Here is a 25,753-nt window from a genome sequence, read left to right as displayed (position 1 = left end):
CGTGGGGGTGGGGGGGGGGGGGTGGTTTTTTTTTTTCTTGATTACCCAAAAAACCCCCCCCCCCCCCCCCCCCCACCACCCCGACCCACCGCTCACCGCGGCCGGAAGTCCGTGAAGGCCTCCTTCCCTACTCTCAAGGTAGGTAAGGAGGCCTTCACGGACCTACTGCCCATTTCGGGCCGGAGAAAGAAGTACGGACGAGCCGGCGTGTAAGCCGGATCCTGTCCTCGCCTCGCCTTGCGGCTGAGCGAGTGGCGGCCATCCATCTAGGCCCGCCGTCGCCGACGGGCTCGAGCGGCCTACCCGCAGGCTCGGGCGGGCAGCCCTCGATCGCCTGCGCAGGAGCCTCGCGGCTCCCTCTTGACCTTGCTCCGGGTGGGGTTTACCTAGCCGTCCTGGTCACCCAGGACGCTGGTGGTCTCTTACACCACCGTTTCACCCTTACCTCCGCCCGCGAAGCGAACGGAGGCGGTCTGTTTTCTGTGGCACTGTCCCGCGGGTCGCCCCGGGTTGCCGTTAACAACCACCCTGCCCTGTGGAGTCCGGACTTTCCTCGAACCGGTCTCCCGGCTCGCGGCCGCCCCGCCGACTCGTCCGTCGGCGAATCCTACTGCACGGGCGCGGGCAGGCAGTTCAGGTTGCGCCGCCCGTCGGGTTCGACGACGAACCACACGTGGTCGGTGCCCTGCCCGGTCCATTCGCCGGGCCGCGCGTTGGCGAACTTGTAGAGCGGCCAGCCCGCCAACGTCACCTGTTTGGCGCCTTCGGGACGTTTGATGGTGTCGACGAGCGCCGGATCGATGCCGGTCACCAGCGGCGTGCCGGTGGTCGTGACGGGGATCCACACCGCGGCGCAGTCCCCGAGGCACGCCGAACGGGCCTTGTGCGGGTTGTCGCGTTCGTAGCGGAAGAGCACCGCGCCGGTCTCGTCGAGGACGGCTTGCCCCATCCGGGTCATGTAGACGGCGGTGAGCCGCGTGCCGGGCGGCGCATCCACCGGCGTGCTGGCGCGTGAGGTGACGGACTGCGACACCCGCGGGCTGGGGAGGGCCTCGGTGACCGGCGCCTGCGCCGTCAGCGACGCGGGTTCAACCGCCTGCCACCACATCGCGGCGCCCACGACGAGCGCCACGATGACGACGAGCATGGTCAACCGCGATCGGCGCATCAGGCGTCTCCGTTTCTCCCGGGTGGCTGACGGGGTTCTGTTCCGCGATCTCGTTGGTCCAGTGGAGGACGGCGGACGGGCTGTCGAGGCCGACGACACCGACGAGACGCCCCTTGCGGACGAAGCCGGTGACGGGCCGTTCGCCACCGACGGGTGAAGCGAGCGCGACGGTGTCGGTGCCGAGCTTCGGGATGCCGCCCGCCTGGATGCGCATACCGTGCTGTTCGGACCAGAACCGCGGCACCGGCGCGAAAGGCCGCGAAGCCCGCGGGCCGGCGAGGAGGTTCTCCGCGGCCGCCCGGCCCATCTCGACGGCGTTGAGCCAGTGCTCGACCCGCCGCGGTGTCTCGTCGAACCGCAGGTTCGGCCACTGCGCGACATCTCCGGCGGCGACGATGTTGTCCATCCCGAGCACGTGACAGGTCGGTGAGCAGACGACGCCGTCGTCGAGCGGCAGCTTCGAACCGCGCAGCCACGAGAGCGACGGCACGGTCCCGACGGCAACGATGACGCACGAGACGTCCAGGATCCACCCGTCCGACGACCGCAGCCGCAGCCCGTTCGGCGTGGTCTGCCAGCTGTCGATGGACGCGCCCAGCGCCAGCCGCACGCCTCGCGATCGGTGCAGCGCCGAGAGCTTCTGCCCGATGTGCTTGCCGACGACCTCGCCGAGCAGATGCGCCGACCGGCCGATGATGGTGACCTCCCGGCCGATCTCGCGCAGGCTGGCGGCGACCTCGCAGCCGATGAACCCGCTGCCCAGCACCGCGACCGGCCCGTTGTCGACGGCGAGGTTGTCGCGCAGTTCCGCGGCGTCGGCCAGCGTACGTACGACGCCTACCCGCGGATGTCCGTGCGGCACACCGGAAAGGCGCCGGGGTTCGACGCCGCTGGCGATGACGAGCCCGTCGTAGGGCAGCTCTTCCGCCCCGGGCAGATGGACGACCTGGCGTCCGGGCTGCAGATGGGTCGCCGGGGTGTTGAGCCGCCACTCGGCGTCGATCTCGTCGGGCCGGGCGAGCATCATCTCCGCCGGGCGGGTGTCGCCGGTCAGCAGTTGCTTGGACAACGCCGGCCGGTGATACGGCAGCCCGGGCTCGTTGCCGACGATCACCAGTTCGCCGTCGAACCGCAGTTCCCGCAACCGTTCCGCGCACCGCAGCCCGGCGAGCCCGCCGCCGACCACGACGATCCGTTCGCTCATCGTCCCGCCCCCTGCAACCGGATCGCCCGCATCGGACAGGCTCTGGCCGCGGCCTCGACGAGCGGCACCTGTTTGGCGCCGGGTTTCCGGAGGTAGCGCAGCTGACCGTCGCCCTGCAACTGGAAGACCCGCGGCGCTTCGGCCTGACAAATGGCGTAGCGGTGGCATTTCTTGTCGTCGACGGAGATCCGGATCGGTTCGGCCCGGCCGGTCTCGCCTTCGAGCAGCCCCAGCCGGACCAGCGCCCGCGGCGGGAGCACCCGCAGCACGGTGAGCACCACGGCGGGGGTGAGCACGGTGATCCCGCCGAGCCAGACCGTCGCGAGATTCCCGTTCGCGGACGCGCCGAGCCAGGAGTGGATCGCCAGCAGACCGACCGCGAGATAGCCGGCCTGATGGAACCGCTGCCCGGCGCGATCGGCCGCGCCGCGGCGCACCGCCGCGGTGACCGAGACCGCGATGAACAGCTCCTGCCCGGCGACACCCGCCGCGTGCCGGGCGAATCCGCCGCCGGCGAACGGGATCAGCAGCGCCAGGACACCGAACGAGTCGTCGTCGAGGAAGAGATAGGACAGTCCGTGCACGGCGCCGGTCGCGAGACTGAACACCGCCAGCACGACGTGGCCTCCGCGTAACGCGTCGTGACCGGTGACGCGCCTGATCCAGCCGGTGGCGCTCAGCACGCCCCACACCAGCGTCAGGCACATCGTCACGTAGGCGAACCGGGCCGACAGGGCGGCGATGTCCCGCACCCCGCTGTCGTGCGGCGACGGGGCCGGGATGACCGACAGGAGCGCGCTCATGCCCGCCTGCCCGAAGTCCCGAGAACCCGCACGAGCCCGAACGTCGCGCCCCCGGCGATCCCCGCCATGAGCACGCCGAGCGCGATGTCGCCGCCGCCGAGTTCGTCACCGCCGCCGGGAGCGACCATCAGCGAGGTGGTCTCGGCGATCCCGGTGCTTTCGAGCAGGGTCATCTGCCGCATGACGGTGTCGACGGCGGTCTGGGCGAAGGAACGCATCGCGTCGTCCCGGGTGGCGGCCCGCACCTGGGACGCGAGACCGAAGATGCTGCCGTGCGCGGCGCGGGCGCGATTGACGTAGAGGCGGTCGAAGTCGGCGCCGGCGGCACCGGTGATCTCGTCGACCCAGGAACGCTGTTCCACGGTGGGCTCGCCGGGGAGTTCGACACGGACCTTCGAAGCGAGCGCGCGGACCTGGGCGTCGAGCCGGTCGTGGTCGTCGGCGAGTTTCCGGCCGACCTCCCGTACCCGCTGCCCGCTTGCGCGTTGTTCCGCCTGACGACTGATCGGCCCTTCCCACAAACCGGCTTGGCGCACCCGGACGAGCAGTTCCCGATCATGGGAGTCGATTTCCGCGAAGGCATGGGCGGGCGTTCCCACCCATATCACCAAGCAGGCCGTCACCAGTCCGAACAGTCGATAGATCATTTCACCCGTCCCCGTCCTCAAAGTGCCTCACTGGGAGTACGGCGAACCGGAGCGGCCGGTTCGATCTAGGCCGGCCAGGTCGATGTGACGTGCATCACACGACACAATTAGAACCGTTTATCGCCGACATACGTACCGGACGACTAAATGTAAACGGAGCACTACTGCACATGGCTCACGGCGATAGTCTGCGCTACGGTGTACGAACCCGTGAAATCCTCCACCATCGGGGAGGTAGCGAACTTTATGGAAGCAGTGGGCAGAGGATGCCGGTTCGATGGCGACCATCGGTCGAACGAGGTTTCCGAAGAGCTTATCTCGTTGCTGTACAAGGATTTCCGGGACACCTTGTTCGGACAGGTGATGTACCTGACCGGCCATGATCAACAATGGACGGAGGACGTCGTCCAGGAAACACTGATCCGCGCCTGGCAGCATTCCGACACCTTGAACCGCGAGCCGGGAATGCTGCGCGGCTGGCTGCTCACGGTCGCCAAGCGGATCGTGATCGACGGCTGGCGAAACCGGCGTGCCCGCCCGCAGGAGGTCGAGCTGGACAGTTCCGAAAACGCCGAAATAGCGGACCGGACCGAGCAGTCACTGTCCGCACTCGTCATTTCCGAAGCGCTACGTTATCTCGACAGCAAATACCAGGCTGTCATCTACGAGACGTATCTGACCGGGCATACGGTCCGGGAGGCGGCGGTGATATTGGGGATCCCGGAGGGAACGGTCAAATCACGGCTGTACGCGGCTATGAAGACATTGCGACGGTCGTTAGGAGAGCTGGGTTCGCGATGAGGAAGCGAAGGGTGAAACACACCGATGTGGCGGCGTACGTACTCGGTGTGCTGGACCGCGCCGAGGCGCACGCCTTCGAAAGGCATTTGAAGGGCTGTGTGCGCTGCGTGCGCCAGGTCGCGGAATTCACGTCGGTGGAGGCCGCGCTGGCGAAGGCCGATCCGCGCTACCTGTCCCCCGGCACCGAGCAATGTCGCGGCCGGCTGTCGATGATCGCGGCCAACCTCGTCGTGCTCTTCCTGGCGTGCGTCGTCGCGGCTTTGATGTCGTCGCAACGATCGTCCCGGCGGATCTCGTCGGACGCGGACATCCCGGCTCCTGCTCCCCTCGACGACCAGCGATCACTCCCGTTACCGCTTACATGCGAGTAGTCTGCCGCAAGCCGACACGAAGGTCTCTACGGTGCATACCGAAGTAAATCCCGAGAGTCCCTTCGGCAGGCCTTCGGTACCGAAGCGCCGCGCCGCCGGGTTACTGGGTCGAGACAGCGAACTCGACACGATCACCGGGCTGTTCCGGGCCGCCCTGCACGGCCGCGCCGTCAGCGCGGTGGTGGTCGGCGAATTCGGCATGGGCAAGTCGTCGATACTCACCGCGGCCGGTGAGCTCGCGGAAGCGGCCGGGTTCACCGTCGCGATCGCCACCGCGTCCCGGCTGGAAACACATCTGACCGGCGGTGTCGGCCGTCAGCTCGTCGAGGGGCTCACCCACGTGCCGCCCGGCCCCGGATCGCCGCGACCGCGCACGCCTCACGCGGCGGAAATCCTGCCGGATCACCCTCCCCGGACCGAACAGGAACAGACGGAGGCGCTCGACGCCTTCTTCCACATCGTCCGCCACGCCGCCGAACAGGGGCCGGTCTTCCTCGGCATCGACAACATCCACCTCGCCGACCCGTGGTCGATGCGCTGTCTCGCCTACATCCGGCATCGGGTCGAGCAGTTGCCGGTGCTGGTCGTGCTGACCTCGCTGATCGGGCATCTGCAGACCGGCGAGGTCGCCCTGCTGGAGATGTCCGGCTGCACCCCGGCGACGATCCTGCTGCACGGGCTCGGCGCGCGGCACGTCGCCGACTTCCTCCGTGTCTCCCCCGGGCGGTTCGCCGAAGAATGCCGCGAGGTCACCGGCGGCAACCCGTTCCTGCTCGGCGCGCTGCGCCGCCGCCTGGTCCCGGGGATGGATCCGGACACCGCGGGGTCGGCGATGATCGGCGAGGTGCTGCGGGTCCGCATGCACGAGTACACCGCCGCGCCGAAGATGCTCGAAGCCGTCGCGATCCTCGGGGAGGACGCGAGTTTCGACCTGCTGGCGCAGCTCGCCGGGGTCGACGAGAGCACCGCTCTGGAAGCGATCGACACGATGGTGCGCGTGCGCCTGCTGACCGACAGCCACCGGCCGTCGCTGACCTACCGGTTCGTCCGCAACTCGGTGCTCGCCGACATGCCGCTCGCCACCAGGGCGGTCACCCAGTCCCGGGCGGCGCGGCTCCTGCACGACGCGGGTGCCGCGCCGGAGCGGGTCGGCGTCCATCTCCTGGAGGCGACCGCGATCAGGATCCCTTGGGCGGTCGACGTCCTGCGGCTCGCCGCGCGGCATTCGGTGGTCGAGGGAGACCCGGAGCTGGCCGTCCGGTTCCTTGCGCGCGCGCTCGAAGAACGGCTCAGCGAACGCAAGCGGATGGCGATCCTGCTCCAGCTCGCGCACGCGGAATTCCACTGCGACCCGGATTCGGCGCCGGCCAGGGTGCGCGAGGCCATCGACCACATCGACGACCGGGAAACCGCGGCCTTCGTCGCGACGGCCATGATCCTTTCGCTGTGCTGCGGCCCCGACGCGCGGCTGGCGATCAATTCCGCCGGCCAGTTCGCCGCACGGCTCGACGCGGGCGGGCCCGACGCCGTCTGGCCGCTGCTGTGCATGACCTATCTCGCCGAGGCGGGCAGCAGGCTCGGGCCACCGCCGGACTTCCGCGACTTCGAACGGCAATGGGCGCCGCTGAACGATCCCGCCGCGCAACAGAGCCGGTCGGGATTGCTGGCGCTGGACACGGTGCGCGGCGGGAAGTCCTCGGCGAACGCCGTCCGCCATTTCGGGGAGGCGTTGTCCGGCGAGCAGCCCGAACTGTTCGAACAGCCGTATTTCTTCACGCTCGCGACGGCCGCGCTCGCCGACGAACCCGCCCTCACCGACAAGCTCTGCCAAGTGCTCGACACCAAACGCCTGCCGTGGGACTTCCACGTGCCGAAAGGCGCCCTCGCCACCCTCGCCCGCGGGATCGCCCTGCAGGCGGGCGGAGACCTGGTGCGCGCGAGCGTCCACTACGAATCGCTGGTGCGGCAGTTCGACGAACGCGGTGTCACCAGCCGTTGCCCGATCGCGGTGCTGTGCGCGGCGAGGCTGATCGAGGTCTCGGTCGACCTCGGCCGCCACGACGTAGCGAAGGCGGTGCTGGACAAAATCGATTTCGGGGCCACACAAGCACTTTTCACGCACAACTACCTGCTCTACGCCCGCGGCAGGCTCCGTGCGGCCACCGGCGAACCGGAACTCGGGTACGAAGACCTGCGCGGCTGCGGCCGCCGTCTCGAACACCACGGCATGCGCTTCCCCGGCTTCGCCCCCTGGCGGGCGCACGCCGCCCGCACCGCGCTGGCGCTCGGCCGCACCGACGCGGCGGCCCGGCTCGCCGAGGAGGATCTCGAGGCCGCGGAACGCTGGGGAGCGCCGAGAATCCTCGGCGGCGCGCTGACCACGGCCGGCCTCGTCCGCGAGGACGAAGAGGGCGAACGCCTGCTTACCAAGGCCGTCGACGTCCTCGGTGGATCGACCGCGAAACTCGCGCTCGCCGAGGCGTTGACCGAACTCGGCGTCCTGCAGGCCCGGCACGGGCAGGCCGAAAAGGCGATCGGAACGCTGCGAGCGGCCGCGGAGTCGAGCAAGCATTGCGGGGCGCGGCCGCTCGCGAGGCGGGCCGCGGAGGCGCTGCGGGAGGCACGGACGAGCCTCACAACGGCGAAGGACAACGAACACGGGCTCACCAAACAGGAATACCGCATCGCGCTGATGGCGTCACAAGGTCTCACCAACCGGGAGATCGCCGAAGCACTGCACCTGACCCGCCGCACCGTCGAACTCCATTTGTCCGGGGCCTACCGCAAACTGGGGATCACCGGACGCACCGAATTGTGCTCCGCGCTCGGACGGTCTCAGCGCGTGGACGCCGATTGACGGTTTCCGGGGGCGGCGGGTTCACTCCGCGGCATGCCGGGAATCGAATCCGAACCACTCAAATTCGCCTATTGGGTCCCCAATGTGAGCGGCGGCCTGGTCACCAGTGACATCGAGCAGCGCACCGACTGGGGCTACGAGTACAACCGGGATCTCGCCGTCCTCGCGGAGAACAGCGGCTTCGAATACGCGCTCAGCCAGGTCCGCTACACGGCCAGCTACGGTGCCGCCTACCAGCACGAATCGACCGGGTTCAGCCTCGCGCTGCTGCTCGCGACGCAACGGCTGAAGGTGATCGCGGCGGTCCATCCCGGACTGTGGCATCCCGGCGTGCTCGCGAAGTTCATCGCGAGCGCGGACGTGATCTCCGGCGGCCGGGCGGCGGTGAACGTGGTCAGCGGCTGGTTCAAGGACGAATTCACCGGCCTCGGTGAACCGTGGCTGGAACACGACGAACGGTACCGTCGTTCGGAAGAATTCATTCGCGTGCTGAAGGAACTCTGGACGGACGACCACGCCGAATTCGCCGGCGATTTCTATCGGATCCACGATTTCGACATCAAACCCAAACCGGTCGGGCGGCCGCATCCGGAGATCTTCCAGGGCGGCAACTCCACCGCGGCGCGGAAGCTCGCGGGCCGCGTCTCCGACTGGTACTTCAGCAACGGCAAGGACTTCGACGGATTCAGCGAACAGGTCGAGGAAGTCCGCGGCTACGCGGCCGAGAACGACCACGCCGTCCGCTTCGGGCTCAACGGCTTCCTGATCGCGCGGGAGACCGAGAGCGAGGCGAAAGCCGTGCTGCGCGAGATCGTCGAGAAGGCGAACAAGGACGCCGTCGAAGGGTTCCGCGGCGCCGTCAAGCAGGCGGGAAGCTCCACTTCGGACAAGAAGGGGATGTGGGCCGACTCGGAGTTCAAGGATCTGGTGCAGTACAACGACGGCTTCCGCACCGGGCTGATCGGCACGCCGGAGCAGATCGCGGACCGGGCCATCGAGTACAAGAAGCGCGGGGCGAACCTGCTGCTGCTCGGCTTCCTGCACTATCTGGAGGACGTCGAGCACTTCGGGAAGCACGTGCTGCCGGTGATCCGGGCGAAGGAGGCGGAACTGGAACGCATTTAGTCCTCTGGATGCGGTCGTTGCACGCGCAACTACCGCATTCAGAGGACTAAATGCGTGGGTGGCTTACGGCAGGTAGACGGTCTGGCCGGGTTTCATGGTCGGGCCGCAGTCCTTGAGCGGTCCGCCGAAGCGCGCCTTCTCGACGTCCGGAAGGGTCTTTGCGGCGTACTCCCGCACGGCCTTCAGCTTCTCCGGGCTGGAGACGGCGTCCTTGCGCACGAAGTCCCCGTTCCGCGGCCCGCTGCCCGGGTACACGAAGATCGGCTCGTAGTCGCGGTCGATCCGCGGGTCGACGGTGATGCCGTTCCCCGCGGCCCACGGGCCCCACGAGTGGATGAAGGTCGGCTTGACCTTCTCGAACACGTAGTCGCGCAGCCCCGGCAGGTCGCCGTTCTTGAGGAAGTCCGCGACGTCCGCCTCGACCAGCCCGGCCATGTCGACCAGGTGCAGGCGGCTGGTCATCGACGAGCCGCCGAGATCGGGCAGCAGCAGCGACGCCTGCTGGAGGCCGAGGATGTCGGCCATCGTGTTGAAGCCGCGGCCGAAGCGGTCGGCGATCAGGCACGCGGGCACCGTCGGGACTTCTTGGAACTTCTTCGACGCCGACGCGAAGCCCATCCCGGACGGGATAGCGGCCGCGACCAGCACGAGCACCACGACGGTCCGCAGCACCGCCCGTGAACGGCGCAGCAGCTCGCCCGCGGCCAGCGTTCCCGCCAGCACGGCGAGGATCCAGATCGGGGTCGCGAAGCGGTGCTGGCCCATCCAGTCCGGGACCATCACGCCGTACGCGACGATGCCCAGCGTCAGCGGCACCAGCAGCGCGATCAGGCTGCGCCGCCACTCCGCCCGGATCAGCGCGTAGCCGATGGTCAGCGCCAGCAGGATCGTCCCGGCGACACCGGCGTAGCCGACCAGCTCGAAGGGCTGCTTCAGCGCCGAAAGCCCGGGCAGGCCCTGCCCCTTCGCGATGGACGGGTTCGCCAGCAGCCTGCCGAATTCCGCGATCCGCCAGGAGAGATACGCCCCGAACGGGATCGCGAACGCGACCACGGAGACCACGACCAGTTTGATGCTCCGCCCCAGCAGCGGCTTCCGCAGCTGGAACAGGACGACGAGCGGGTACGCGGCGCCGTAGATCAGGCCTTCGGGGCGGGTCAGCGCGGCGAACGCGACCAGCACCCCGGACCAGATGGCGACCTTCGCGGTGAGCACGGAATCCTTGCGCACGGCCACGAACAGCAGCACGGCGAGCCACGCGACGGCCATCCCGAACAGGGAGTTCTCCAGGCCGGAGATCGTCCAGATGACGAACGACGGGATCGCGGCCAGCGTCAGCCCGGCGACCAGCGTCGCCAGCCAGGCGAAGCGCGCGAAGACCTGCTTCGCCGCGATGTGGCACGCGGCCAGCGTCCCGGCGGTGAACAGGAGCCCCAGCAGCTTGGGGAACAGCACGTAGTCGGGAAGGCCGAACAGCATTCCGCTGTCGAAGACGCCGACGAGCTTGCCCAGCGCCAGCACCACCAGCCACGTCGAGTTCGACCAGCCTTCGACCGACGGCTGCCCCGGCTGCAGCACCGGGCCGAGCCCGTCGGCGAAGCTGCGCGCGTAGGAGAAGGTGATGGCCGCGTCGTCGACGATCCAGTGGCCGTAGAGGGTGGCATGCCAGGCCAGCGCCGCCACCCCGGCGAGCACCGCCAGGTACGGCGCGACACGGGCGGCCAGGCCACGACGGGCCGGCGTCTCCGCCGGGTCGGGCACGTCTTGTTCGGAAGCTTCGCTGAGTGCGCTCGCCGTCATGTCCCCGTCTTTGCCTTTTCGCTCACGTGCCGTCGCCGAAACTGTAGCCAATACCCCATCGGCCGCCTGCGACACGTCATATCCAGGCGTGATCCGCGCCACATCTTCCGGCTAGGAGAGATGTGAGATGTCGTTGACCAGCCGGACCGAGGCGTTGCCGTCCGGGTAGAACTCGACGATCGACAGCGAGGCCAGGTCCAGATGCAGGCGGAACAGCAGCGAAGGCCCGGCGTCCAGGCCCATCCGCAGCAGCGCCTTGATCGGCGTGACATGGCTGACCAGCACCAGCGTCCGGCCGCCGTACTTCGCGATCAGCTCGTCGCGGGCCTTGCGGACCCGCCGGTGGACGCCGTCGAAGCTTTCGCCGCCCGGCGCCGCGATCGAGGTGTCGGCAAGCCAGCTCGCCTGGAATTCGGGATCACGGTCCATGGCCTCCTTGAAGGTGAGGCCCTCCCAGTCGCCGAAATCGGTCTCGATCAGCCCGGGGTGGGTCTCGACCCGGCCGCCGAGCGCGTCCGCGATCGCCTGCGCGGTCTGCTGGGTGCGGATCAGCGGTGAGGCGATGATCGGCGCCGCCTCGCCGTCGACGACCAGGCCCTCCATCGCGCCGAGGCGTTTCGCGGCGGCGGCCGCCTGCTGCTTGCCGTGCTCGGTGAGCGGGACGTCGCCACGGCCGGAGTACCGTTTCTCGACCGACATCGCCGTCTGGCCGTGCCGCACGAGGAGCAGCTTGGTCGGTGTCCCGGTCGCGCCGGTCCAGCCGACGGGGCTGACCCTGTCCTGCTTCACGGTCTTCTTCGGCGCTTCCGCCTGCTTCCCGGCGTCCATCGCCTCGTTCGCGAGCCCGTCCGCGTGGGAGTTCTCCGCGCGCGGGATCCACTCGTAGCGCACGCGGGAGAACCGCGCCGCCAGCTCCTTGGCCTCGGCGTTCAGCGGCTGCATCGACGGGTGCTTGACCTTCCAGCGCCCGGACATCTGCTCCACCACGAGCTTCGAGTCCATCCGTACGTCCACAGTGGACGCTCCGAGCTCGGCGGCCGCGGCGAGCCCGGCGATCAGGCCGCCGTACTCGGCGACGTTGTTGGTCGCGATGCCGACGTACGCCTTGCGCTCGGCGAGCACCTCGCCGGTGGCCACGTCCTTGACGACCGCGCCGTACCCGGCGGGGCCCGGGTTGCCCCGCGAACCGCCGTCGGCCTCGACGAGCACGTGGTCGGTCACAGGCCGGACTCCAGCGTGCGCACCAGGATGGCGCCGCAGTTCTCGCACTGGATGACGTTGTCCTCCGGGGCCGCCTTGATCTCGGCGATCTCGCGGCGGTCGATGTCGAGCTGGCAGGCGCCGCAGCGGCGGGCCCGCAGCAGCGCGGCGCCGATGCCCTTCTGCGCGCGGACCCGCTCGTAGAGCTTCAGCAGATCTTCCGGGAAGCGCGGCAGGAGCTTGGCGCGGTCTTCGTCGCGGCGTGCCTTCGTGGTGTCGAGATCGGTGAAGTTCTCGTCGCGGCGCGCGATGGCTTCGGCGACCTCGCCCTCGGCCTTCGCGACCTCGGCGCTGGTGCGCTGGGCGTCGAGTTCGAGCGCCTCGCGGCGTTCCATCAACTCCAGCAGGTCGTCCTCGAGCGCCGACTGACGCCGGTTGAGGCTGTTCAGCTCGTGCTCGATGTCGGTCATCTGCTTCGCCGCGACGGAACCCGATTCGAGGAGCTTGCGGTCGCGGTCTCCGCGAGCGCGCACCGACTCGATCTCCTTCTCCTGGCGGGCGATCTCGCGGTCGAGGTCGGACGCCGCGGTCTGGACCGAGACCAGCGCGTCACGTCGTTCGCGCACCGTCTTCTCGCCCGCGTCGATCTCGGCGATCTCCGGCAGGGTGCGGCGACGGTGGGCGGTACGCGAGAGTTCCGCGTCCACCTTCGCGAGTTCGAGCAGCTGGCGCTGGACGGCGGGGTCGGCCTTCACGGTGCTCCTTGTAGTTCTTAGTGCTCGGTTCGGGTGGCCCGTAGCGTCCACGGGTCGGTGCACCGCGTGGAGACGTGAACGTCGACGTTACCCGCAAACGCGGTACGGACGACGTCCGAGGCTTGCTCGCACCACGGCCACTCGCTCGCCCAGTGCGTGACGCCGACCAGGGCGGGGACTTCGGCGATGTCGGCGAGGTGCTCGCCGGCGGGATGATGCCGGAGATCGGCGGTGACGTACGCGTCGACCCCGGCGGCGGTGGCCCGCTTGAGATAGCTGTCGCCGGAGCCGCCGGAGACGGCGACGCGGCGGATCGGGCGGGCCGGATCGCCAGCGCCGTAGACGCCGGGCTCCGTGCGGGGCAAGGCGTTCGCGACACGTTCGACGAAGGCGGAAAACGGTTCGGGCGCGGGCAATTCGCCGATGCGGCCGATGCCGGTGACGCCGTCTTCGCGGGGGTCGAGCGGGCCGAGAACGGTCAGTCCGATGGCCTCGGCGAGCGCGTCGGACACACCGGGCGACGCGGAATCGGCGTTGGTGTGCGCGCAGTAGAGCGCGACGCCGGCGCGGATGAGGCGATGCACGAGGCGCCCCTTCGTGCTGTCCGCCGGGACACCGTGGACTCCGCGCAGCAGCAACGGATGGTGCGCGACGATCAGCTGCGCGCCACCGGCGATCGCCTCGTCGACGGTCTCGTCGACCGGGTCGACGCAGAACAGCACCTTGTCCACGTGCTCGGCCGGGTCACCGCAGACGAGTCCGACGGCGTCCCACGATTCGGCGAGTTCGGGCGGGTACGCCTGCTCCAGGGCGGCGATCACTTCGGCTAGCGCGGGCACCCGGCGATTTTCGCATGTAGCGTTTCCGGGCATGCGACTTCGGGTGCTCTGCGCGCTGCTCGTGGCCGGACTGCTGGCGGTGCCCACGCCCGCTTCGGCGTCGTCGGGTTTCTGGACACTGACCGATCTGGCGGCTCAGCGCGTGCAGATCGCCGACAAGGTCGCCGCCGCGAAGTTCGGCACGCCGTCGCCGATCGACGACCCGGTGCGCGAACAGCAGATCCTCGACTCGGTGGCCGCGAAGGCGCCCGGCCTCGGCCTCGACCCGGCCGATGCGGTGCGGTTCTTCCGCGACCAGATCGAGGCGAACAAGGTCGTGCAGCGCGGTCTGTACGCGCGGTGGACCGAGCAGCCCGGCACGCGGCCGCCGGAGCGTCCCGATCTGGGGACCGAGGTGCGGCCGGTGATCGACCGGCTCAACGCCGGGCTGCTCACCGAACTCGCGTCGACCCGGGACGCGCGGGCGCGGCGGTCGTGCGAGGTACGGCTCGCGGTCACGGTGCGGCTGGTGGACGCGCGGCGCGGTCTGGACCGGCTGCACTCCGGGGCACTTTCGGAGTCCGTGCGGTCGGCCTGCTCACGCTTCTGAACTGCGAAAAGGGAGCAAGGGACCTTTGCTACCACCTGGGCTCGCGCCTGCCCCGCGCCGCGTGTCGCGAAAGCCACTTTCAGGACGTCCGATGTCCCGAAAGTGGCTTTCGCGACATTCCCGGATCGACCACCAGCGCCGCTGACCTGCAAAAAGAGAGCAAGGGACCTTTGCTACCACCCGGGCTCAGTCCAGCGCCTTCGCATCCTTGTTGATCGCCCAGCGACCGGCCGCGCGCATCGCGCGGCCCGTCCACAGAACGGCCCGGTAGGCCTTCGTCGCCTGATCGGGAACCTCGGGCCGGACGACCTCATAAGGCGCGACGGAAGCGCTCGACCGGAGGTGCAACGGCATCCGGGTCATCGCCTCTTTCGGCGATCTCGCCTGGACGAAGTGGTGCTCCGACAGGATCCGCCCGACCTCGTAGGGGTGCGGAAGCTTGACGGTGATGCGATACCAGCGGAGCCCGGTTGCCGGCGACTCGACGCTGGGTGTTGGTGCGCTCATACGCGACCTTCCTGCGTGTTTATCTCCAGGAGGTCTACTCCCGCTTCGTCCCTGCTTTCCAGCTTCGCGCGCCCGGTAGCCGTTCGGAGCCGGTGAACGGTCGATCTCCGCCGGCCTTCACACTGATCAGGTGCTGCACATCGTCTTCGTCTGTTCCGGCAACATCTGCCGCTCCCCGATGGCCGAGCTCGTCTTCCGCGCGAAGGTCGAGGAAGCGGGTCTCGATCACCTCGTGCAGGTGTCCAGCGCGGGCACCGGTGGCTGGCACGTGGGCGAGGCCGCGGACAAGCGGGCCCGCGCGAAGCTGGCCGAACACGGTTACCCGACCGGCCACGTCGCGGCCGAGGTCGACCGCGGGCATCTGGCCGCCGATCTGCTGCTCGCGGCGGACGACGGTCACCTGTCGTTCCTCCGGCGCAAGGTTTCGGATCCGGCGAAGGTCCGCCTGCTGCGCGAGTTCGATCCGTCCGCGCCCGCGGGCGCCGAGGTCCCGGACCCGTACTACGGCGAGGACGACGGTTTCGAGGACGTCCTCGGCATGATCGAGCGGTCCGTTCCGGCCCTGCTCGACTGGGTGCGCGCACACGCCTGAGGCCGACCGCTTACCGTGGTGGGGTGCGGTTGAAGTTCCTGCTGAAGCCCGGGTGGCTGGCGTTGACGTTGGTGGTGTTCACCTTCGCCATCACTTGCTTCACCCTGCTGGCGCCGTGGCAGTTCTCCCGCAACACCGAACGCGAGCATCAGAACGCGGCGCTGCGGGAGTCGTTCTCCGGCCAGCCGCGGTCGCTGGACCAGCTGCTTCCCGGTGGAGCCGCCCCTGACCAGCGCACCGAATGGCATCTTGTCGCGATGAGGGGCACGTATCTGCCCGAGGGCGAGGTCGTGGCCCGTCTTCGTTCCGTACAGGGCGAAGCGGCCTTCGAGGTCCTGACGCCGTTCCGGACTGTCGAGGGCACAGTCGTGCTGGTGGACCGCGGGTACGTCCGGCTCGACGACAAATCGCGCGCGCTCCCCTTCGCCCCGCCGCCCGCCGGAACGGTCGACATCGTCACGCGGGCACGCCACGACGAAAAGGACGGGAAGAACCGCGACGCCTTCGCCGACGAGTCGACCGGCGGGAAGCCGCAGAGCTACGTCGTCGATTCCCAGGTCGTCGCGCGGGCCGCGAACCTGGACATCCGTCCGGGTTACTTCCAGCTCGACGTGAACCAGCCCGGCGTGCTGGGCGCGCTGCCGCTCCCGCAGACCGACGCCGGACCGTTCTTCTCCTATGCCCTGCAGTGGATCGCGTTCGGGGCGATGGCGTTGATGGGGTGGCTGTACTTCACAGTCCGCGAGCTGAAGCCGGGTGGCGCGCTGACCACGGAACGGCCGCAGCGGCGCAAGAGCGTCGCGGAGATGTTGGCCGAGGACGAACGCTCCGAAGTGGCCACCTGATTCGACCCGAAAATGGACCTTTTGCGGGTCCATTTCGAGATGTTCCCCTTCGAGCATGCTGATTCACCCGTGGGACGCCGCCCACGACGACGCCGAATGGCAGGCCTGGCTCTCCGAACACGACTTCGGCCAGCTGATCGCCGGGGGCGCGGGCCGTGACCTGCCGATCGTCAATCCGGTGCACTTCGTCTACGACGGCGACCGGACGATCCTGCTGCACCTCGCGCGCCCCAACCCGGTCTGGCCGTTGCTGGAGGAACACCCGCGCGCGCTGCTGACGGTGATCGACGACCACACCTACATCCACTCCGCCTGGAACACCCCGGCCGATCCGGCGCATGGGGTGCCTACCTCGTACTACGCGTCCGTCCAGCTCGAATGCGACGTCCGGCTGGTCGACGACGCGGCGGAGAAGGCCGCGCTCCTGGACCGGCAGCTCGCGCATTTCGAGCCCGGTTCGGGCCGGTCGGGGGTGAGTCACACCGAGGCGCCGGACAAGCGGGTTCTTCCCGGCATCCGCGGCGTCGAACTGACCGTGACCGGGGTGCGGGCGAAGTTCAAGTTCGGCGGGAACAAGCAGCCCGCCGATCGGTCACGGATCGACGCGGAGCTCGCGCGGCGCGACGGTCCGATGGACGCACGGGCGCGGGCGCAGCTGGCGCGGCGGGAGCGGTAGCAAAGGTCCCTTGCTCTCCTTCCGCAGGTCAGCGCGGCGACCGTGTGGATTTCGGGTCACCTGACGCACCAAAATCCACACGGTCACCACGCGGAGTAGGGGGTGTGTGGAAATAGGGACACTCAACGTCCCTATTTCCACACACCCCCGTCCCAAGCGGTAGCAAGGGACCTTTGCTCTCGATTGGTTAGCATGCCTACGTAAGTGATAGCAAAGGTCCCTTGCTCCCCCGGCGCCGGAAACCCGCAGGTCAGCGCCGTCGCCGCAGCCCGACGAGACCCGCCAGCACCACCGAGCTGATCGCGCCCAGCCAGCCGACCACCCGCGAGAGCTCCACGGCCCGCGTCACGTGCCCGGCGTCCGGGTTGCGGCCGATGCCGAGCACCGGCAGCTCCTCGACCCCGTGCGGATACACCGTCCGCCCGCCGACGCGGATCTCCAGCGCCCCGGCGAACGCGGCCTCAACGCGGCCCGCGTTCGGGCTCGGGTGCGCGGTGGTGTCCCGCCGCCATGCCCGCCACGCGCCGCCCGCCGAGCCGCCGACGACCGGAGCCGCCAGCACGGTCAGCCCGGCCGCGACCCGCGTGGGCACGAGATGGACGATTTCATCCAGCCGGGCGACGAGCCAGCGGTACCGCTCGGGACGCCCGCGCCCGATCCCGCGCAGCAGGCTGATCGCGCGCGAGCCGAGCAGGCCGGGGACACCGGCCAGCGCTCCCCACACCAGCGGCGCGATGACGACGTCCGCGGTGTTCTCGGCGAGCGTCTCCACCGAAGCGCGCGAGAGGCCGATGACGCCGAGGTCGTCGGCGACGCGGGGGTCCAGTGTGGACAGTGTGCCGCGCGCGGTCTCGAGTTCACCCTCTTCGAGGTCCCTGGCCAGTGAGGTGCCGTGCGCGGCGAGGCCGGCGGCACCGAGGACGGCCCAGGTGGTCACGGCGGTCGTGGTCGCCTGCAGGACGGGGCTGCGCCGCCCGGCGCGTTCGGCGAGTACGCCCGCCAGCACGACGGAACCCGCGAGGCCACCGGTCCACAGCACTCCGGCCACCGGATGCTTCGATCGGACCTTCGCGTCCACCGCCGAAGCCGCCCTGGCGAACGCCGTCACCGGACGCCGTGACCGGGGATCCCCGATCGCCCCGTCCGCGGCCACCCCCAACACCAAGCCGATCGCGCGCGCCGCGCTCACCGTCGCCCCCTGCATGCAGTTTCCCTCGAAGACCTGCAGAGATTACTCGAAGATCATCTGTCCAGAAGGACGGCCATCTCGTCACGCGCCTGGATGACGATGTCCCGCATCGCGCGTTCGGCCCGGTCAGGGTCACCGGTGTCGATGGCCGCCGCGACCTCGACGTGCAGCGCGACGGCCTCGGGCTGCGGCTCCTCCGGCATCAGCCCGTGCCCGGTACGCCCGGCGAGCACTTCGGCGACGACCGCCGAAAGCTGCGCGAACATCGGATTCCGCGACGCGGACAGCAGCAGATCGTGGAAAGCGACGTCGTGCCCCAGGAAGGTGTCGAGGTCCCGCCGGTGCGCCGTCTCTTCCAGCCGCTTCGCCAACGCTCGGAGGCGGCCGCCCTCCTCCGGCGTCGCCCGCAGCGCGGCGTACCGGGCGGCGCACGGTTCCACACCGGACCGCAGTTCGGTCAGGGTGCGCAGCGCGGTCTTTCGCTCGGAACCGTCGAGTTGCCAGCGGAGCAGCCTCGGGTCGTAATGGTTCCACTCACGCGGCTCGCGCACGATCACCCCGACCCGGCGCTTGCTGCTGGTCAGGCACATCGTTTCGAGGACGCGCACCACCTCGCGCGCCACCGTGCGCGACGCGCCGAACCGCTCTTGCAGCTCCTCCGAGCGCAGTACGGAGCCCGGCGGGAGCTCCCCGTTCGCGATCGCGGAGCCGAGCGCGTCGAGCACTTCGGCATGCCTGTCGTTGCCCACCAGGCGACTCTAGCGTTCTGACTCGATTAAGTAGTACTTGATGTTGCTTAAGTAGTACTTTTGAGCTGTACTCGTCCCGGCTACAACGACGTGGGAGGTACGGATGACCGTCATCGTGGTGATGGGCGTTTCCGGCTCGGGCAAGACGACCGTGGGCACGGCACTCGCCGAACGCCTCGGCGTCGACTACGCCGAAGCGGACACGTTCCATCCGAAGGCGAACATCGACAAGATGAGCTCCGGCCACCCGCTGAACGACGAAGACCGGCAACCCTGGCTCGAAGCCATCGCCACCTGGATCCGCGACCACCAGCGCTCCGGCGGCGTCGTGACGTCTTCCGCGCTCAAGTATCGCTACCGCGACATCCTGCGCAGCGGCGGAAACGTCTGGTTCCTGCACCTCCACGGCGACCACGATCTGCTCGCCGATCGGATGAAGACCCGCTCCGGCCACTTCATGCCGGTGTCCCTTTTGGACTCCCAGCTCGCCGACCTCGAGCCGCTGCGGCCGGACGAGCACGGCCTCGTCGCCGACATCGCGAAGAAGCCGGAAGAGATCGTCGAAACCGCCCTTTCCGCTTTCAAGGACCGCTGATGACCACCACACTCGCCGCCGCCTGGACCGGACACGACACCCGCCTCATCGGCGCGACGGTGCTCGCCATCGCCGTGATCGTCGTCCTGATCACCAAGGCGAAGCAGCATCCGTTCCTGGCCCTCATTCTCGGCTCCGGCGTGCTCGGGCTCGTCGGCGGCATGCCGGTGGACAAGCTGATCAAGAGCTTCAGCTCCGGCGTCGGCTCCACCGTCGCCTCGGTCGGCGTGCTGATCGCGCTCGGCGCGATGCTCGGCAAACTGCTCGCCGACTCCGGCGGCGCCGACCAGATCGTCGACACGATTCTGCGCCGCGCGGGCGACCGCACCCTGCCGTGGGCGATGGCGCTGGTCGCCGCGCTGATCGGGCTGCCGATGTTCTTCGAGATCGGCCTGGTCATGCTGATCCCGGTGATCCTGCTGGTCGCCAAGCGCACCGGGAAACCGTTGCTGATGCTGGGAATCCCCGCACTCGCCGGGCTTTCGGTGCTGCACGGCCTCGTCCCGCCGCACCCCGGCCCGCTCGCCGCCTCGGGCGCGCTGAACGCGAACGTCGGCCTCACCCTCGCCTTCGGCCTCCTCGTCGCGATCCCGACGGTGATCATCGCCGGACCGCTGTTCGGCAGGCTGGCCGCCAAGATGGTCCCGGACGCCGTAGCGCCGGAGCGGCTCGTCCCGGAATCGTCCTCTTCGGACGGACGGCGGCCGGGCTTCCTCGCGACGCTGTCCACGGTGCTGCTGCCGGTCGTGCTGATGATGGGCAAGGCGCTCGCGGACATCCTGCTGGAGAAGGAGAACCACCTCCGCCGCGTGCTGGACTTCATCGGCGACCCACTGGTGGCGCTGCTCGCCGCGGTCCTGCTCGGCATGCTCACCCTGGGCAGGTCCGCGGGCTTCACACGGGACAAGCTTTCGTCCACTGTGGCCGATTCGCTGCCGCCGATCGCCGGCATCCTGCTCATCGTCGGCGCGGGCGGCGGGTTCAAGCAGACCCTCGTCGACGCCGGGGTCGGCAACGTCATCACGAGCCTGGCCACCGGCGCGAACCTGTCGCCGCTGCTGCTCGGCTGGCTGGTCGCGGTCGCGATCCGGCTCGCGACCGGCTCCGCGACGGTCGCCACCGTGTCCGCCGCGGGCATCGTGGCCCCGCTCGCCGCGACCATGGACCCGTCGCACAGCGCGCTGCTCGTGCTGGCGATCGGCGCCGGTTCGCTGTTCTTCTCCCACGTGAACGACGCCGGGTTCTGGCTGGTCAAGGAATACTTCGGGCTTTCGGTCGGGCAGACGCTGAAGAGCTGGTCGATCATGGAGACGGTCATCTCGGTGGTCGCGATCGCGCTGATCCTGCCGCTGGGCGCCCTGCTGTAGCCGAGGCTTGACACGTGACCTTTTGGTCACCTATTCTTTCGACGTGCCCGACGACGACCTGGTTTTCAAGGCCCTGGCGGATCCGACCCGCCGGTTCCTGCTCGACCAGCTGTTCGCGCGTGACGGCCGCACGCTGACCGAGCTCGAGTCCGAAGTGGACATGAGCCGGTTCGGCGTGATGAAGCATTTGAAACTGCTGGAAGAAGCCGGACTTGTCGTCACGCGCAAGGAGGGCCGGGAGAAGAAGCATTTCCTCAACCCGGTACCGATCCGGCAGATCCACGACCGGTGGATCGACAAGTTCACCGAGCGCAACGTGACCGCGTTGCTCGACCTCAAAGCCGAACTCGAAACCGAGGAACCGCCATGACCGACACCCAGGTTTACCGCGTCTACATCAAGGCCACCCCGGAGAAGATCTGGGACGCGATCACGAAGCCCGAGTGGTCGCGGAAGTACGGCTACACCGGCCTCGTCGACTTCGACCTGCGGCCGGGTGGCAAGCACGCCACCCACCCGACGCCGGAATACGTCGAAGCCGGCTTCACCAACGACCTGGTCGACGGCGAGGTGCTGGAGGTCGATCCGCCACGCAAGCTGGTCGTCACCTGGAAACTGCGGATGGACCCGGCCTTCGACAAGGAGCCGTACACCAAGCTCACTTACGAGATCGAAGAGACGAAGACCGCGGGCACCCGGCTGACCGTCACCCACGACGTCACCGACGCGCCCACGACGGCCGCTCTGGTCAACGGCTCGCAGGAGAACATCAACGCCGGGCCGGGCGAGAACGCCGGTGGCGGCTGGGCGTGGATCCTGTCGGACCTCAAGTCGCTGCTGGAGACGGACGAGCCGCTCGTCCCCGCCGCTTCCTGAGCCGATGTCCGTGAAGGCCTCCTTCCCTACGCTCAAGGTCGGAAAGGAGGCCTTCACGGACATTCAGACCCGTTTGGTCGCGGCCTTCAGAGAGGCCTTCGCGGTGACAGAAGCGCCGATCGTGTCCAGCGCGAACAGCGCCGCGCCGACCACGGGGGCCACATCGACCACCTGGATCGACGCCTGCGGCGCCACCTTCAGGCACCGCCGTTCGATCTCCGCGATCACCTGCGCGCCGACCCCGGTCAGCACTCCCCCGCCGAGGATGACTTCGGGCGCCTCCTCGGTGAGTTCGAGCCGCCGCAGGATGACCGAGACCAGCAGGGCGACCTCTTCGACGAACCGGTCGACCACGTCCTGCGCCACCTCGTCACCGTCCGCCGCGACGGCGAACAGCAGCGGGCACAGGCCGTGGATCGAATCGGAGTGCAGCTCCTCGAAGTGCAGGCGCTGCACCACTTCCAGCACCGAAGACGCCTTGAAGTGCGTGGTGACGGCGGCCTGCAGAGCCGTACCCGGACCACGGCCGTCCTCGGCGCGGACGGCCCACCACAGCGCCTCCTCGCCCAGCCGGTAGCCGCCGCCCCAGTCGCCGGAGATCTTGCCCAGCGCGGGAAACCGGTGCTCACGGCCGTCGGCGCTGACGCCGGCGCCGTTGATCCCGGCGCCGCACACCACCGCCACACCCGTCCCGTCGGAACTGCCCGCGCGCAACAATGCGAGCGTGTCGTTGCCGACGATCAGCGTGTCGCTCCAGCCTCGCGCGGCCAGCGCGGCGTGCAGGATCGCTTCCTCTCGCGGGAAATCCAGCCCCGCGAGATAGGCGGAGGTATGTGTCGCGAAAGGACGTTCGTCGGGAAGCCCTGCCCCGCGAAGGGCTTCCAGGACCAGCTTCTCCAGCGCCTGGACGCTGCCGTCCACCCCGATGTTCTGCGGGGACGCACCCGGCCCTCGCGACTGCCCGAGCACCCGTCCGTCCCGCGAGACGATCAGGACGTCGGTCTTGCTGTTGCCGCCGTCGATCGCGACGACGACGTCCCGTGAGCCGGCCGTCATGCCCCCGCCCACGGCAGGAACTCACGGTTGATCTTCACCAGCGTGTCGGCGAGCTGATCGGCCTTGGTGTACTGGCCGACCAGCGGATGCGCGAGCAACGCGTCGGCGACCCGGTCCCGGCCACCCTTGATCGCCGCCTCCAGCGCGAGGTGCTCGTACGCGGTCACCCCGGCGATGAGCCCGGCGAACCGCTGCTCCACCGGCGGCTGCGGGATCGGGCGCGGACCGTTACCGTCCACAAGGGACGGAACTTCGATGACGGCGTCGTCCGGCAGGAAGCCGAAAGTGCCTTCGTTGCGGACGTTGACGACGTGCTCTTCGGCGGGGCCGCCCGAGGTGAGCGCGTGCACGAGCTGCACCGCGGCCTCGGAATAGTAGGCACCGCCCCGCTTTTCCAGCTGCTCCGGTTTGGTCACCACCTCCGGGTCGAGGTACACCTTGAGCAGTTCCTCCTCGACGTCGCTCACGACGTCCGCGCGCGGCCGCTCGGTGCGCTGCTTCGTGACCTGCTCGTCGTGCCCGTAGTAGTACTTCAGGTAGTACGACGGCACGACGTTCATCCGCCGCATCCACTCGACCGGCGCGGTGACGTGCTCGCCGAGGAATTCCGCGTGCTCCGCCAGCAGCTCCGGCAACCGGTCCTCGCCGTTGACGAGCACCTTCCGTTCCCAGCTCAGGTGGTTCAGTCCGGTGTGGACGAGTTTGACGTCGTCGACGCCGGCACCGAGCAGCTGCGCGAACGTGCGCTGGAGGTGGATCGCGACGTTGCACAGCCCGACGGCACGGTGGCCCTCGTTCAGCAGCGCGCGGGTGACGATCCCGACGGGGTTGGTGAAGTTGACAATCCAGGTGTCGTCCCCGGCGATTTTCCTTACCCGGTCGGCGATGTCGAGCACCACCGGCACGGTGCGCAGCGCCTTCGCGAGGCCGCCCGCGCCCGTGGTCTCCTGCCCGACACAGCCGCAGGCGTGCGGGAACGTCTCGTCCCCGCGCCGCGCGCGCTGCCCGCCGACCCGCAGCTGGATCAGCACCGCCGACGCGCCTTCGACGCCCTCTTCGAGACTCGCGGTGGTGCGGACCCGCGCCGGATGCCCGGCGTGGCTCAGCAACCGGTTGCTGAAGTCCCCGACCGCCTCCACCCGGTACGCGTCCGGATCGATCAGCACGATCTCGTCGACGTCCAAAGTGGACCGCCGTCCGGCGATCCCGTCGATCAGCTCGGGTGTGTAAGTGGATCCACCACCGACGACTGCCAGTTTCATCCCTTGACCCCTGTGAATGTGACGCCCTTGACGAAGGACTTCTGCGCGAATACGAACAGCACGATCACCGGCAGCATGATCAGCGCGGTGGCCGCCATGGTGAGATTCCATTCCACGTGGTGCATCCCGCGGAACGACGCGATCGCCAGCGAAAGCGGCCAGCTGTCGCGGGTCTCACCGGTGTAGAGCAGCGGGCCGAAATAGTCGTTCCAGGTGAACAGGAAACAGAACATCGCGGTGGCCGCGATCCCCGGCTTCGCCATCGGGATCAGCACCTTGACCATCGCCTGGAACTCGTTGCAGCCGTCGATCTTCGCGGCTTCGAGGTAGTCCTTCGGAATGGTGAGGAAGAACTGCCGCAGCAGGAAGATCGAGAACGCGTCGAAGAAGAAGTACGGCACGATCAACGGAACCAGCGTCCCGGTGAACCCGAGCCGCACCCACAGGTCGTACAGCGGCACGACGGTGACCTGCGGGGGCAGCATCATCGCGGCCACGGTGAGCATGAAGAACAGGTTCTGCCCACGGAACTTCAGCTTCGAAAGTGCGTACGCCGCCGGGATCGCCGAAACGAGCGCCCCGAAAGTGGCCAGCGTCGAATAGAGCATGCTGTTGCCGAAGTACTGCAACAGCGGCGCCTTTTCGAACACCTCGATGAAGTTCTCGAAGTGCCATTCCTTGGGCCAGAAGTTCGACGAAAGCGCCTGTTCGCTGGACATCACCGCGGTGAGGAACACGAACAGGATGGGCAGCATGAAGATCACGCCCATCGCGATGCCCACGCTGTGCGTCGCGATCCAGTAGAGCTTCTTGTCCCATTGGCGCCGCACCCGCACCTTCGGCGGTTCGGACGCCGGGGCGGTGTGCCTGGGCTCGGCCAGTGTGGTCATCCGCCCTCCTCCTGATGCTGGGACTTACGAAGCTGACGCACGAGAATCCAGGTGAACCCCGCCGAGACGATGAACAGCAGCACCGCCATCGCCGCCGCGTAGCCCATGTTGAAGTACCGGAATCCCTGGACGTACAGCCAGACCGGGTAGGTCAGCGTCGAGTTCTGTGGCGCGCCGATGAATCTCGTGTTGCCCGCGACGTCCGCCGCGCCCGCGGCCGCCGAACCCGCGACGATCGCCTGGGTGAAGAACTGCAACGCGAAGATCATCGAGTTGACGACGCCGAACAACAGCACCGGCGAGATCGACGGCAGTGTGACGTGCCAGAACCGGCGGACCGGACCGGCGCCGTCGAGTTCGGCGGCCTCGTACTGTTCCTGCGGCACGTCGAGCAGTGCCGCCAGGATGATGATCATCAGCTCGCCCGAACCCCACATCACCAGCAGGGTCAGCGCGGGCTTCGACATCGCCGGGTCGTTGAACCACAGGCCGCCGTCGACGCCGACCGCCCGCAGGAACGCGTTGACCGGGCCGTATTCCGGGTTGAACAGGAACACGAACGCCAGCGTCGCGGCGGCGGGCGGGGCCAGCGAAGGCAGGTAGCAGAGCGTCCGCACCAGGCCGACACCCGACTTGAGCCGGGAGATGATCGACGCCGTGCCGAGGGCGAACGCCACCCGGCAGAACGTCAGGACGATCACCAGCCACAGCGTGTTGTACGCGGCGGTGCCGACCAGCGGCTCATTGGTGAACATCCGGATGTAGTTGTCGAAGCCGATGAACTCGGGCGCGTTGATCAGGTCGTAGCGGGTGAACGAGTAGTACACCGTGGCGATCAGCGGGTAGCCGAAGAAGATCAGGAACCCGAGCATCGCCGGTGCGATGAAGTAGAAGACGGTGCGACGGCGGCGCGCTGCGTTCCCCTTCCGCGTCCGGGTGGACGCGGAAGGGGAACCGACCGCCCTGGAATCCAGGGTCGAGGTCATGCGA

27 protein-coding genes and 1 other RNA gene are annotated in these 25,753 nt (G+C 68.7%); 12 read left to right on the top strand and 16 right to left on the bottom strand.

The features are described 5' to 3' along the window. Positions 1 to 194 precede the first annotated feature (194 nt). From rnpB to ACIRGA_RS19575, 5 genes are all read right to left on the bottom strand, one after another. Positions 195 to 593: RNase P RNA component class A (rnpB, locus tag ACIRGA_RS19595), an RNA gene on the bottom strand. A gap of 14 nt (positions 594 to 607) precedes the next feature. Next, on the bottom strand, positions 608 to 1,168 hold the full coding sequence (locus tag ACIRGA_RS19590; protein ID WP_400942850.1) for a hypothetical protein: 561 nt from the start codon (positions 1,166 to 1,168) through the stop codon (positions 608 to 610). Then, a complete protein-coding gene (locus ACIRGA_RS19585; protein ID WP_400942849.1) occupies positions 1,089 to 2,372 on the bottom strand; it encodes an NAD(P)/FAD-dependent oxidoreductase in 1,284 nt (427 codons plus the stop codon). The genes ACIRGA_RS19590 and ACIRGA_RS19585 overlap by 80 nt, the downstream gene beginning before the upstream one ends. Further along, complete coding sequence (locus ACIRGA_RS19580; protein WP_400942848.1) at positions 2,369 to 3,175, bottom strand: ferredoxin; 807 nt, start codon at positions 3,173 to 3,175, stop codon at positions 2,369 to 2,371. The genes ACIRGA_RS19585 and ACIRGA_RS19580 overlap by 4 nt, the downstream gene beginning before the upstream one ends. Beyond that, positions 3,172 to 3,822 carry a DUF4142 domain-containing protein gene (locus ACIRGA_RS19575; RefSeq protein WP_400942846.1) on the bottom strand — a complete coding sequence of 217 codons (651 nt, stop codon included), beginning with the start codon at positions 3,820 to 3,822 and terminating at the stop codon, positions 3,172 to 3,174. The genes ACIRGA_RS19580 and ACIRGA_RS19575 overlap by 4 nt, the downstream gene beginning before the upstream one ends. Before the next feature lie 246 nt (positions 3,823 to 4,068). Between ACIRGA_RS19575 and ACIRGA_RS19570 the strand changes: the two genes are divergently transcribed. From ACIRGA_RS19570 to sfnG, 4 genes are read left to right on the top strand one after another with little or no spacing between them, the layout of a single operon-like run. Then, complete coding sequence (locus ACIRGA_RS19570) at positions 4,069 to 4,623, top strand: sigma-70 family RNA polymerase sigma factor (protein ID WP_400942919.1); 555 nt, start codon at positions 4,069 to 4,071, stop codon at positions 4,621 to 4,623. Positions 4,624 to 4,634: 11 nt separating this feature from the next. After that, on the top strand, positions 4,635 to 4,994 hold the full coding sequence (locus ACIRGA_RS19565) for a zf-HC2 domain-containing protein (protein ID WP_400942844.1): 360 nt from the start codon (positions 4,635 to 4,637) through the stop codon (positions 4,992 to 4,994). A gap of 31 nt (positions 4,995 to 5,025) precedes the next feature. Continuing rightward, positions 5,026 to 7,851 carry an AAA family ATPase gene (locus tag ACIRGA_RS19560; RefSeq protein ID WP_400942843.1) on the top strand — a complete coding sequence of 942 codons (2,826 nt, stop codon included), beginning with the start codon at positions 5,026 to 5,028 and terminating at the stop codon, positions 7,849 to 7,851. 33 nt (positions 7,852 to 7,884) lie between these two features. Further along, positions 7,885 to 8,976 carry a dimethylsulfone monooxygenase SfnG gene (gene sfnG, locus ACIRGA_RS19555; RefSeq protein WP_400942841.1) on the top strand — a complete coding sequence of 364 codons (1,092 nt, stop codon included), beginning with the start codon at positions 7,885 to 7,887 and terminating at the stop codon, positions 8,974 to 8,976. A 63-nt stretch (positions 8,977 to 9,039) separates the two neighbouring features. Here sfnG and ACIRGA_RS19550 read toward each other — a convergent pair whose 3' ends face one another. From ACIRGA_RS19550 to ACIRGA_RS19535, 4 genes are all read right to left on the bottom strand, one after another. Next, positions 9,040 to 10,776, bottom strand: a complete 1,737-nt coding sequence (locus ACIRGA_RS19550) for a hypothetical protein (RefSeq protein WP_400942839.1) — start codon at positions 10,774 to 10,776, stop codon at positions 9,040 to 9,042. 111 nt (positions 10,777 to 10,887) lie between these two features. After that, the gene (locus ACIRGA_RS19545; RefSeq protein WP_400942837.1) at positions 10,888 to 11,997 is read right to left on the bottom strand and encodes a bifunctional RNase H/acid phosphatase; all 1,110 of its coding nucleotides are present in this window, start codon (positions 11,995 to 11,997) and stop codon (positions 10,888 to 10,890) included. Next, the gene (locus ACIRGA_RS19540; protein ID WP_400942835.1) at positions 11,994 to 12,731 is read right to left on the bottom strand and encodes a zinc ribbon domain-containing protein; all 738 of its coding nucleotides are present in this window, start codon (positions 12,729 to 12,731) and stop codon (positions 11,994 to 11,996) included. The genes ACIRGA_RS19545 and ACIRGA_RS19540 overlap by 4 nt, the downstream gene beginning before the upstream one ends. A 17-nt stretch (positions 12,732 to 12,748) precedes the next feature. Continuing rightward, positions 12,749 to 13,570: a Nif3-like dinuclear metal center hexameric protein gene (locus tag ACIRGA_RS19535; protein ID WP_400942833.1), complete on the bottom strand. Its 822-nt coding sequence runs from the start codon at positions 13,568 to 13,570 to the stop codon at positions 12,749 to 12,751. Between the two features lie 31 nt (positions 13,571 to 13,601). Between ACIRGA_RS19535 and ACIRGA_RS19530 the strand changes: the two genes are divergently transcribed. Then, entirely contained in the window at positions 13,602 to 14,159 is a 558-nt protein-coding gene (locus ACIRGA_RS19530) for a chorismate mutase (RefSeq protein ID WP_400942831.1), read from the top strand. A 186-nt stretch (positions 14,160 to 14,345) separates the two neighbouring features. Here the strand turns inward: ACIRGA_RS19530 and ACIRGA_RS19525 are convergent, their stop codons facing one another. After that, complete coding sequence (locus ACIRGA_RS19525) at positions 14,346 to 14,666, bottom strand: hypothetical protein (RefSeq protein ID WP_400942829.1); 321 nt, start codon at positions 14,664 to 14,666, stop codon at positions 14,346 to 14,348. A 130-nt stretch (positions 14,667 to 14,796) separates the two neighbouring features. Between ACIRGA_RS19525 and ACIRGA_RS19520 the strand changes: the two genes are divergently transcribed. From ACIRGA_RS19520 to ACIRGA_RS19510, 3 genes are read left to right on the top strand one after another with little or no spacing between them, the layout of a single operon-like run. After that, positions 14,797 to 15,258 (top strand): low molecular weight protein-tyrosine-phosphatase, encoded by a 462-nt coding sequence (locus ACIRGA_RS19520; protein WP_400942827.1) that lies wholly within the window; start codon positions 14,797 to 14,799, stop codon positions 15,256 to 15,258. A 23-nt stretch (positions 15,259 to 15,281) separates the two neighbouring features. Further along, the gene (locus ACIRGA_RS19515) at positions 15,282 to 16,103 is read left to right on the top strand and encodes an SURF1 family protein (protein WP_400942825.1); all 822 of its coding nucleotides are present in this window, start codon (positions 15,282 to 15,284) and stop codon (positions 16,101 to 16,103) included. A 55-nt stretch (positions 16,104 to 16,158) separates the two neighbouring features. Beyond that, entirely contained in the window at positions 16,159 to 16,779 is a 621-nt protein-coding gene (locus ACIRGA_RS19510) for an FMN-binding negative transcriptional regulator (RefSeq protein WP_400942823.1), read from the top strand. Between the two features lie 250 nt (positions 16,780 to 17,029). Here ACIRGA_RS19510 and ACIRGA_RS19505 read toward each other — a convergent pair whose 3' ends face one another. Continuing rightward, entirely contained in the window at positions 17,030 to 17,983 is a 954-nt protein-coding gene (locus ACIRGA_RS19505; protein ID WP_400942821.1) for a cobalamin biosynthesis protein, read from the bottom strand. Between the two features lie 38 nt (positions 17,984 to 18,021). Beyond that, a complete protein-coding gene (locus ACIRGA_RS19500; protein WP_400942819.1) occupies positions 18,022 to 18,717 on the bottom strand; it encodes a FadR/GntR family transcriptional regulator in 696 nt (231 codons plus the stop codon). A gap of 103 nt (positions 18,718 to 18,820) precedes the next feature. Here ACIRGA_RS19500 and ACIRGA_RS19495 point away from each other — a divergent pair, with 103 nt between their 5' ends. From ACIRGA_RS19495 to ACIRGA_RS19480, 4 genes are read left to right on the top strand one after another with little or no spacing between them, the layout of a single operon-like run. After that, positions 18,821 to 19,312, top strand: a complete 492-nt coding sequence (locus tag ACIRGA_RS19495) for a gluconokinase (RefSeq protein ID WP_400942817.1) — start codon at positions 18,821 to 18,823, stop codon at positions 19,310 to 19,312. After that, entirely contained in the window at positions 19,312 to 20,679 is a 1,368-nt protein-coding gene (locus ACIRGA_RS19490) for a gluconate:H+ symporter (RefSeq protein WP_400942815.1), read from the top strand. Before ACIRGA_RS19495 ends, ACIRGA_RS19490 begins: the two co-directional genes overlap by 1 nt. A 43-nt stretch (positions 20,680 to 20,722) precedes the next feature. Beyond that, positions 20,723 to 21,049 carry an ArsR/SmtB family transcription factor gene (locus ACIRGA_RS19485; RefSeq protein WP_400942813.1) on the top strand — a complete coding sequence of 109 codons (327 nt, stop codon included), beginning with the start codon at positions 20,723 to 20,725 and terminating at the stop codon, positions 21,047 to 21,049. After that, the gene (locus ACIRGA_RS19480) at positions 21,046 to 21,555 is read left to right on the top strand and encodes an SRPBCC family protein (protein WP_400942811.1); all 510 of its coding nucleotides are present in this window, start codon (positions 21,046 to 21,048) and stop codon (positions 21,553 to 21,555) included. The genes ACIRGA_RS19485 and ACIRGA_RS19480 overlap by 4 nt, the downstream gene beginning before the upstream one ends. A gap of 63 nt (positions 21,556 to 21,618) precedes the next feature. On the opposite strand, the gene ACIRGA_RS19475 is transcribed toward ACIRGA_RS19480, so the two are convergent. From ACIRGA_RS19475 to ACIRGA_RS19460, 4 genes are read right to left on the bottom strand one after another with little or no spacing between them, the layout of a single operon-like run. Then, complete coding sequence (locus ACIRGA_RS19475; RefSeq protein WP_400942809.1) at positions 21,619 to 22,623, bottom strand: N-acetylglucosamine kinase; 1,005 nt, start codon at positions 22,621 to 22,623, stop codon at positions 21,619 to 21,621. Further along, a complete protein-coding gene (locus ACIRGA_RS19470; RefSeq protein ID WP_400942807.1) occupies positions 22,608 to 23,873 on the bottom strand; it encodes a 6-phospho-beta-glucosidase in 1,266 nt (421 codons plus the stop codon). The genes ACIRGA_RS19475 and ACIRGA_RS19470 overlap by 16 nt, the downstream gene beginning before the upstream one ends. Then, positions 23,870 to 24,763, bottom strand: a complete 894-nt coding sequence (locus ACIRGA_RS19465) for a carbohydrate ABC transporter permease (protein WP_400942805.1) — start codon at positions 24,761 to 24,763, stop codon at positions 23,870 to 23,872. The genes ACIRGA_RS19470 and ACIRGA_RS19465 overlap by 4 nt, the downstream gene beginning before the upstream one ends. Continuing rightward, positions 24,760 to 25,749 (bottom strand): carbohydrate ABC transporter permease, encoded by a 990-nt coding sequence (locus tag ACIRGA_RS19460; RefSeq protein ID WP_400942803.1) that lies wholly within the window; start codon positions 25,747 to 25,749, stop codon positions 24,760 to 24,762. The genes ACIRGA_RS19465 and ACIRGA_RS19460 overlap by 4 nt, the downstream gene beginning before the upstream one ends. Between the last annotated feature and the right edge of the window lie 4 nt (positions 25,750 to 25,753).

Source organism: Amycolatopsis sp. NPDC102389, from assembly GCF_044765885.1.
Classification (GTDB): domain Bacteria; phylum Actinomycetota; class Actinomycetes; order Mycobacteriales; family Pseudonocardiaceae; genus Amycolatopsis.
This window is presented reverse-complemented; position numbering and strand designations above follow the sequence as displayed.

What these genes read in the sequence shown, in the direction of transcription:
- sfnG (WP_400942841.1), top strand. Translation starts at nt 7,885, where the DNA reads ATGCCGGGAATCGAATCCGAACCACTCAAATTCGCCTATTGGGTCCCC.
- ACIRGA_RS19580 (WP_400942848.1), bottom strand. Translation starts at nt 3,175, where the DNA reads ATGAGCGCGCTCCTGTCGGTCATCCCGGCCCCGTCGCCGCACGACAGC.
- ACIRGA_RS19550 (WP_400942839.1), bottom strand. Translation starts at nt 10,776, where the DNA reads ATGACGGCGAGCGCACTCAGCGAAGCTTCCGAACAAGACGTGCCCGAC.
- ACIRGA_RS19490 (WP_400942815.1), top strand. Translation starts at nt 19,312, where the DNA reads ATGACCACCACACTCGCCGCCGCCTGGACCGGACACGACACCCGCCTC.
- ACIRGA_RS19510 (WP_400942823.1), top strand. Translation starts at nt 16,159, where the DNA reads ATGCTGATTCACCCGTGGGACGCCGCCCACGACGACGCCGAATGGCAG.
- ACIRGA_RS19530 (WP_400942831.1), top strand. Translation starts at nt 13,602, where the DNA reads ATGCGACTTCGGGTGCTCTGCGCGCTGCTCGTGGCCGGACTGCTGGCG.
- ACIRGA_RS19480 (WP_400942811.1), top strand. Translation starts at nt 21,046, where the DNA reads ATGACCGACACCCAGGTTTACCGCGTCTACATCAAGGCCACCCCGGAG.
- ACIRGA_RS19505 (WP_400942821.1), bottom strand. Translation starts at nt 17,983, where the DNA reads ATGCAGGGGGCGACGGTGAGCGCGGCGCGCGCGATCGGCTTGGTGTTG.
- ACIRGA_RS19590 (WP_400942850.1), bottom strand. Translation starts at nt 1,168, where the DNA reads ATGCGCCGATCGCGGTTGACCATGCTCGTCGTCATCGTGGCGCTCGTC.
- ACIRGA_RS19470 (WP_400942807.1), bottom strand. Translation starts at nt 23,873, where the DNA reads ATGAAACTGGCAGTCGTCGGTGGTGGATCCACTTACACACCCGAGCTG.
- ACIRGA_RS19575 (WP_400942846.1), bottom strand. Translation starts at nt 3,822, where the DNA reads ATGATCTATCGACTGTTCGGACTGGTGACGGCCTGCTTGGTGATATGG.
- ACIRGA_RS19585 (WP_400942849.1), bottom strand. Translation starts at nt 2,372, where the DNA reads ATGAGCGAACGGATCGTCGTGGTCGGCGGCGGGCTCGCCGGGCTGCGG.
- ACIRGA_RS19570 (WP_400942919.1), top strand. Translation starts at nt 4,069, where the DNA reads ATGGAAGCAGTGGGCAGAGGATGCCGGTTCGATGGCGACCATCGGTCG.
- ACIRGA_RS19525 (WP_400942829.1), bottom strand. Translation starts at nt 14,666, where the DNA reads ATGAGCGCACCAACACCCAGCGTCGAGTCGCCGGCAACCGGGCTCCGC.
- ACIRGA_RS19495 (WP_400942817.1), top strand. Translation starts at nt 18,821, where the DNA reads ATGACCGTCATCGTGGTGATGGGCGTTTCCGGCTCGGGCAAGACGACC.
- ACIRGA_RS19460 (WP_400942803.1), bottom strand. Translation starts at nt 25,749, where the DNA reads ATGACCTCGACCCTGGATTCCAGGGCGGTCGGTTCCCCTTCCGCGTCC.
- ACIRGA_RS19465 (WP_400942805.1), bottom strand. Translation starts at nt 24,763, where the DNA reads ATGACCACACTGGCCGAGCCCAGGCACACCGCCCCGGCGTCCGAACCG.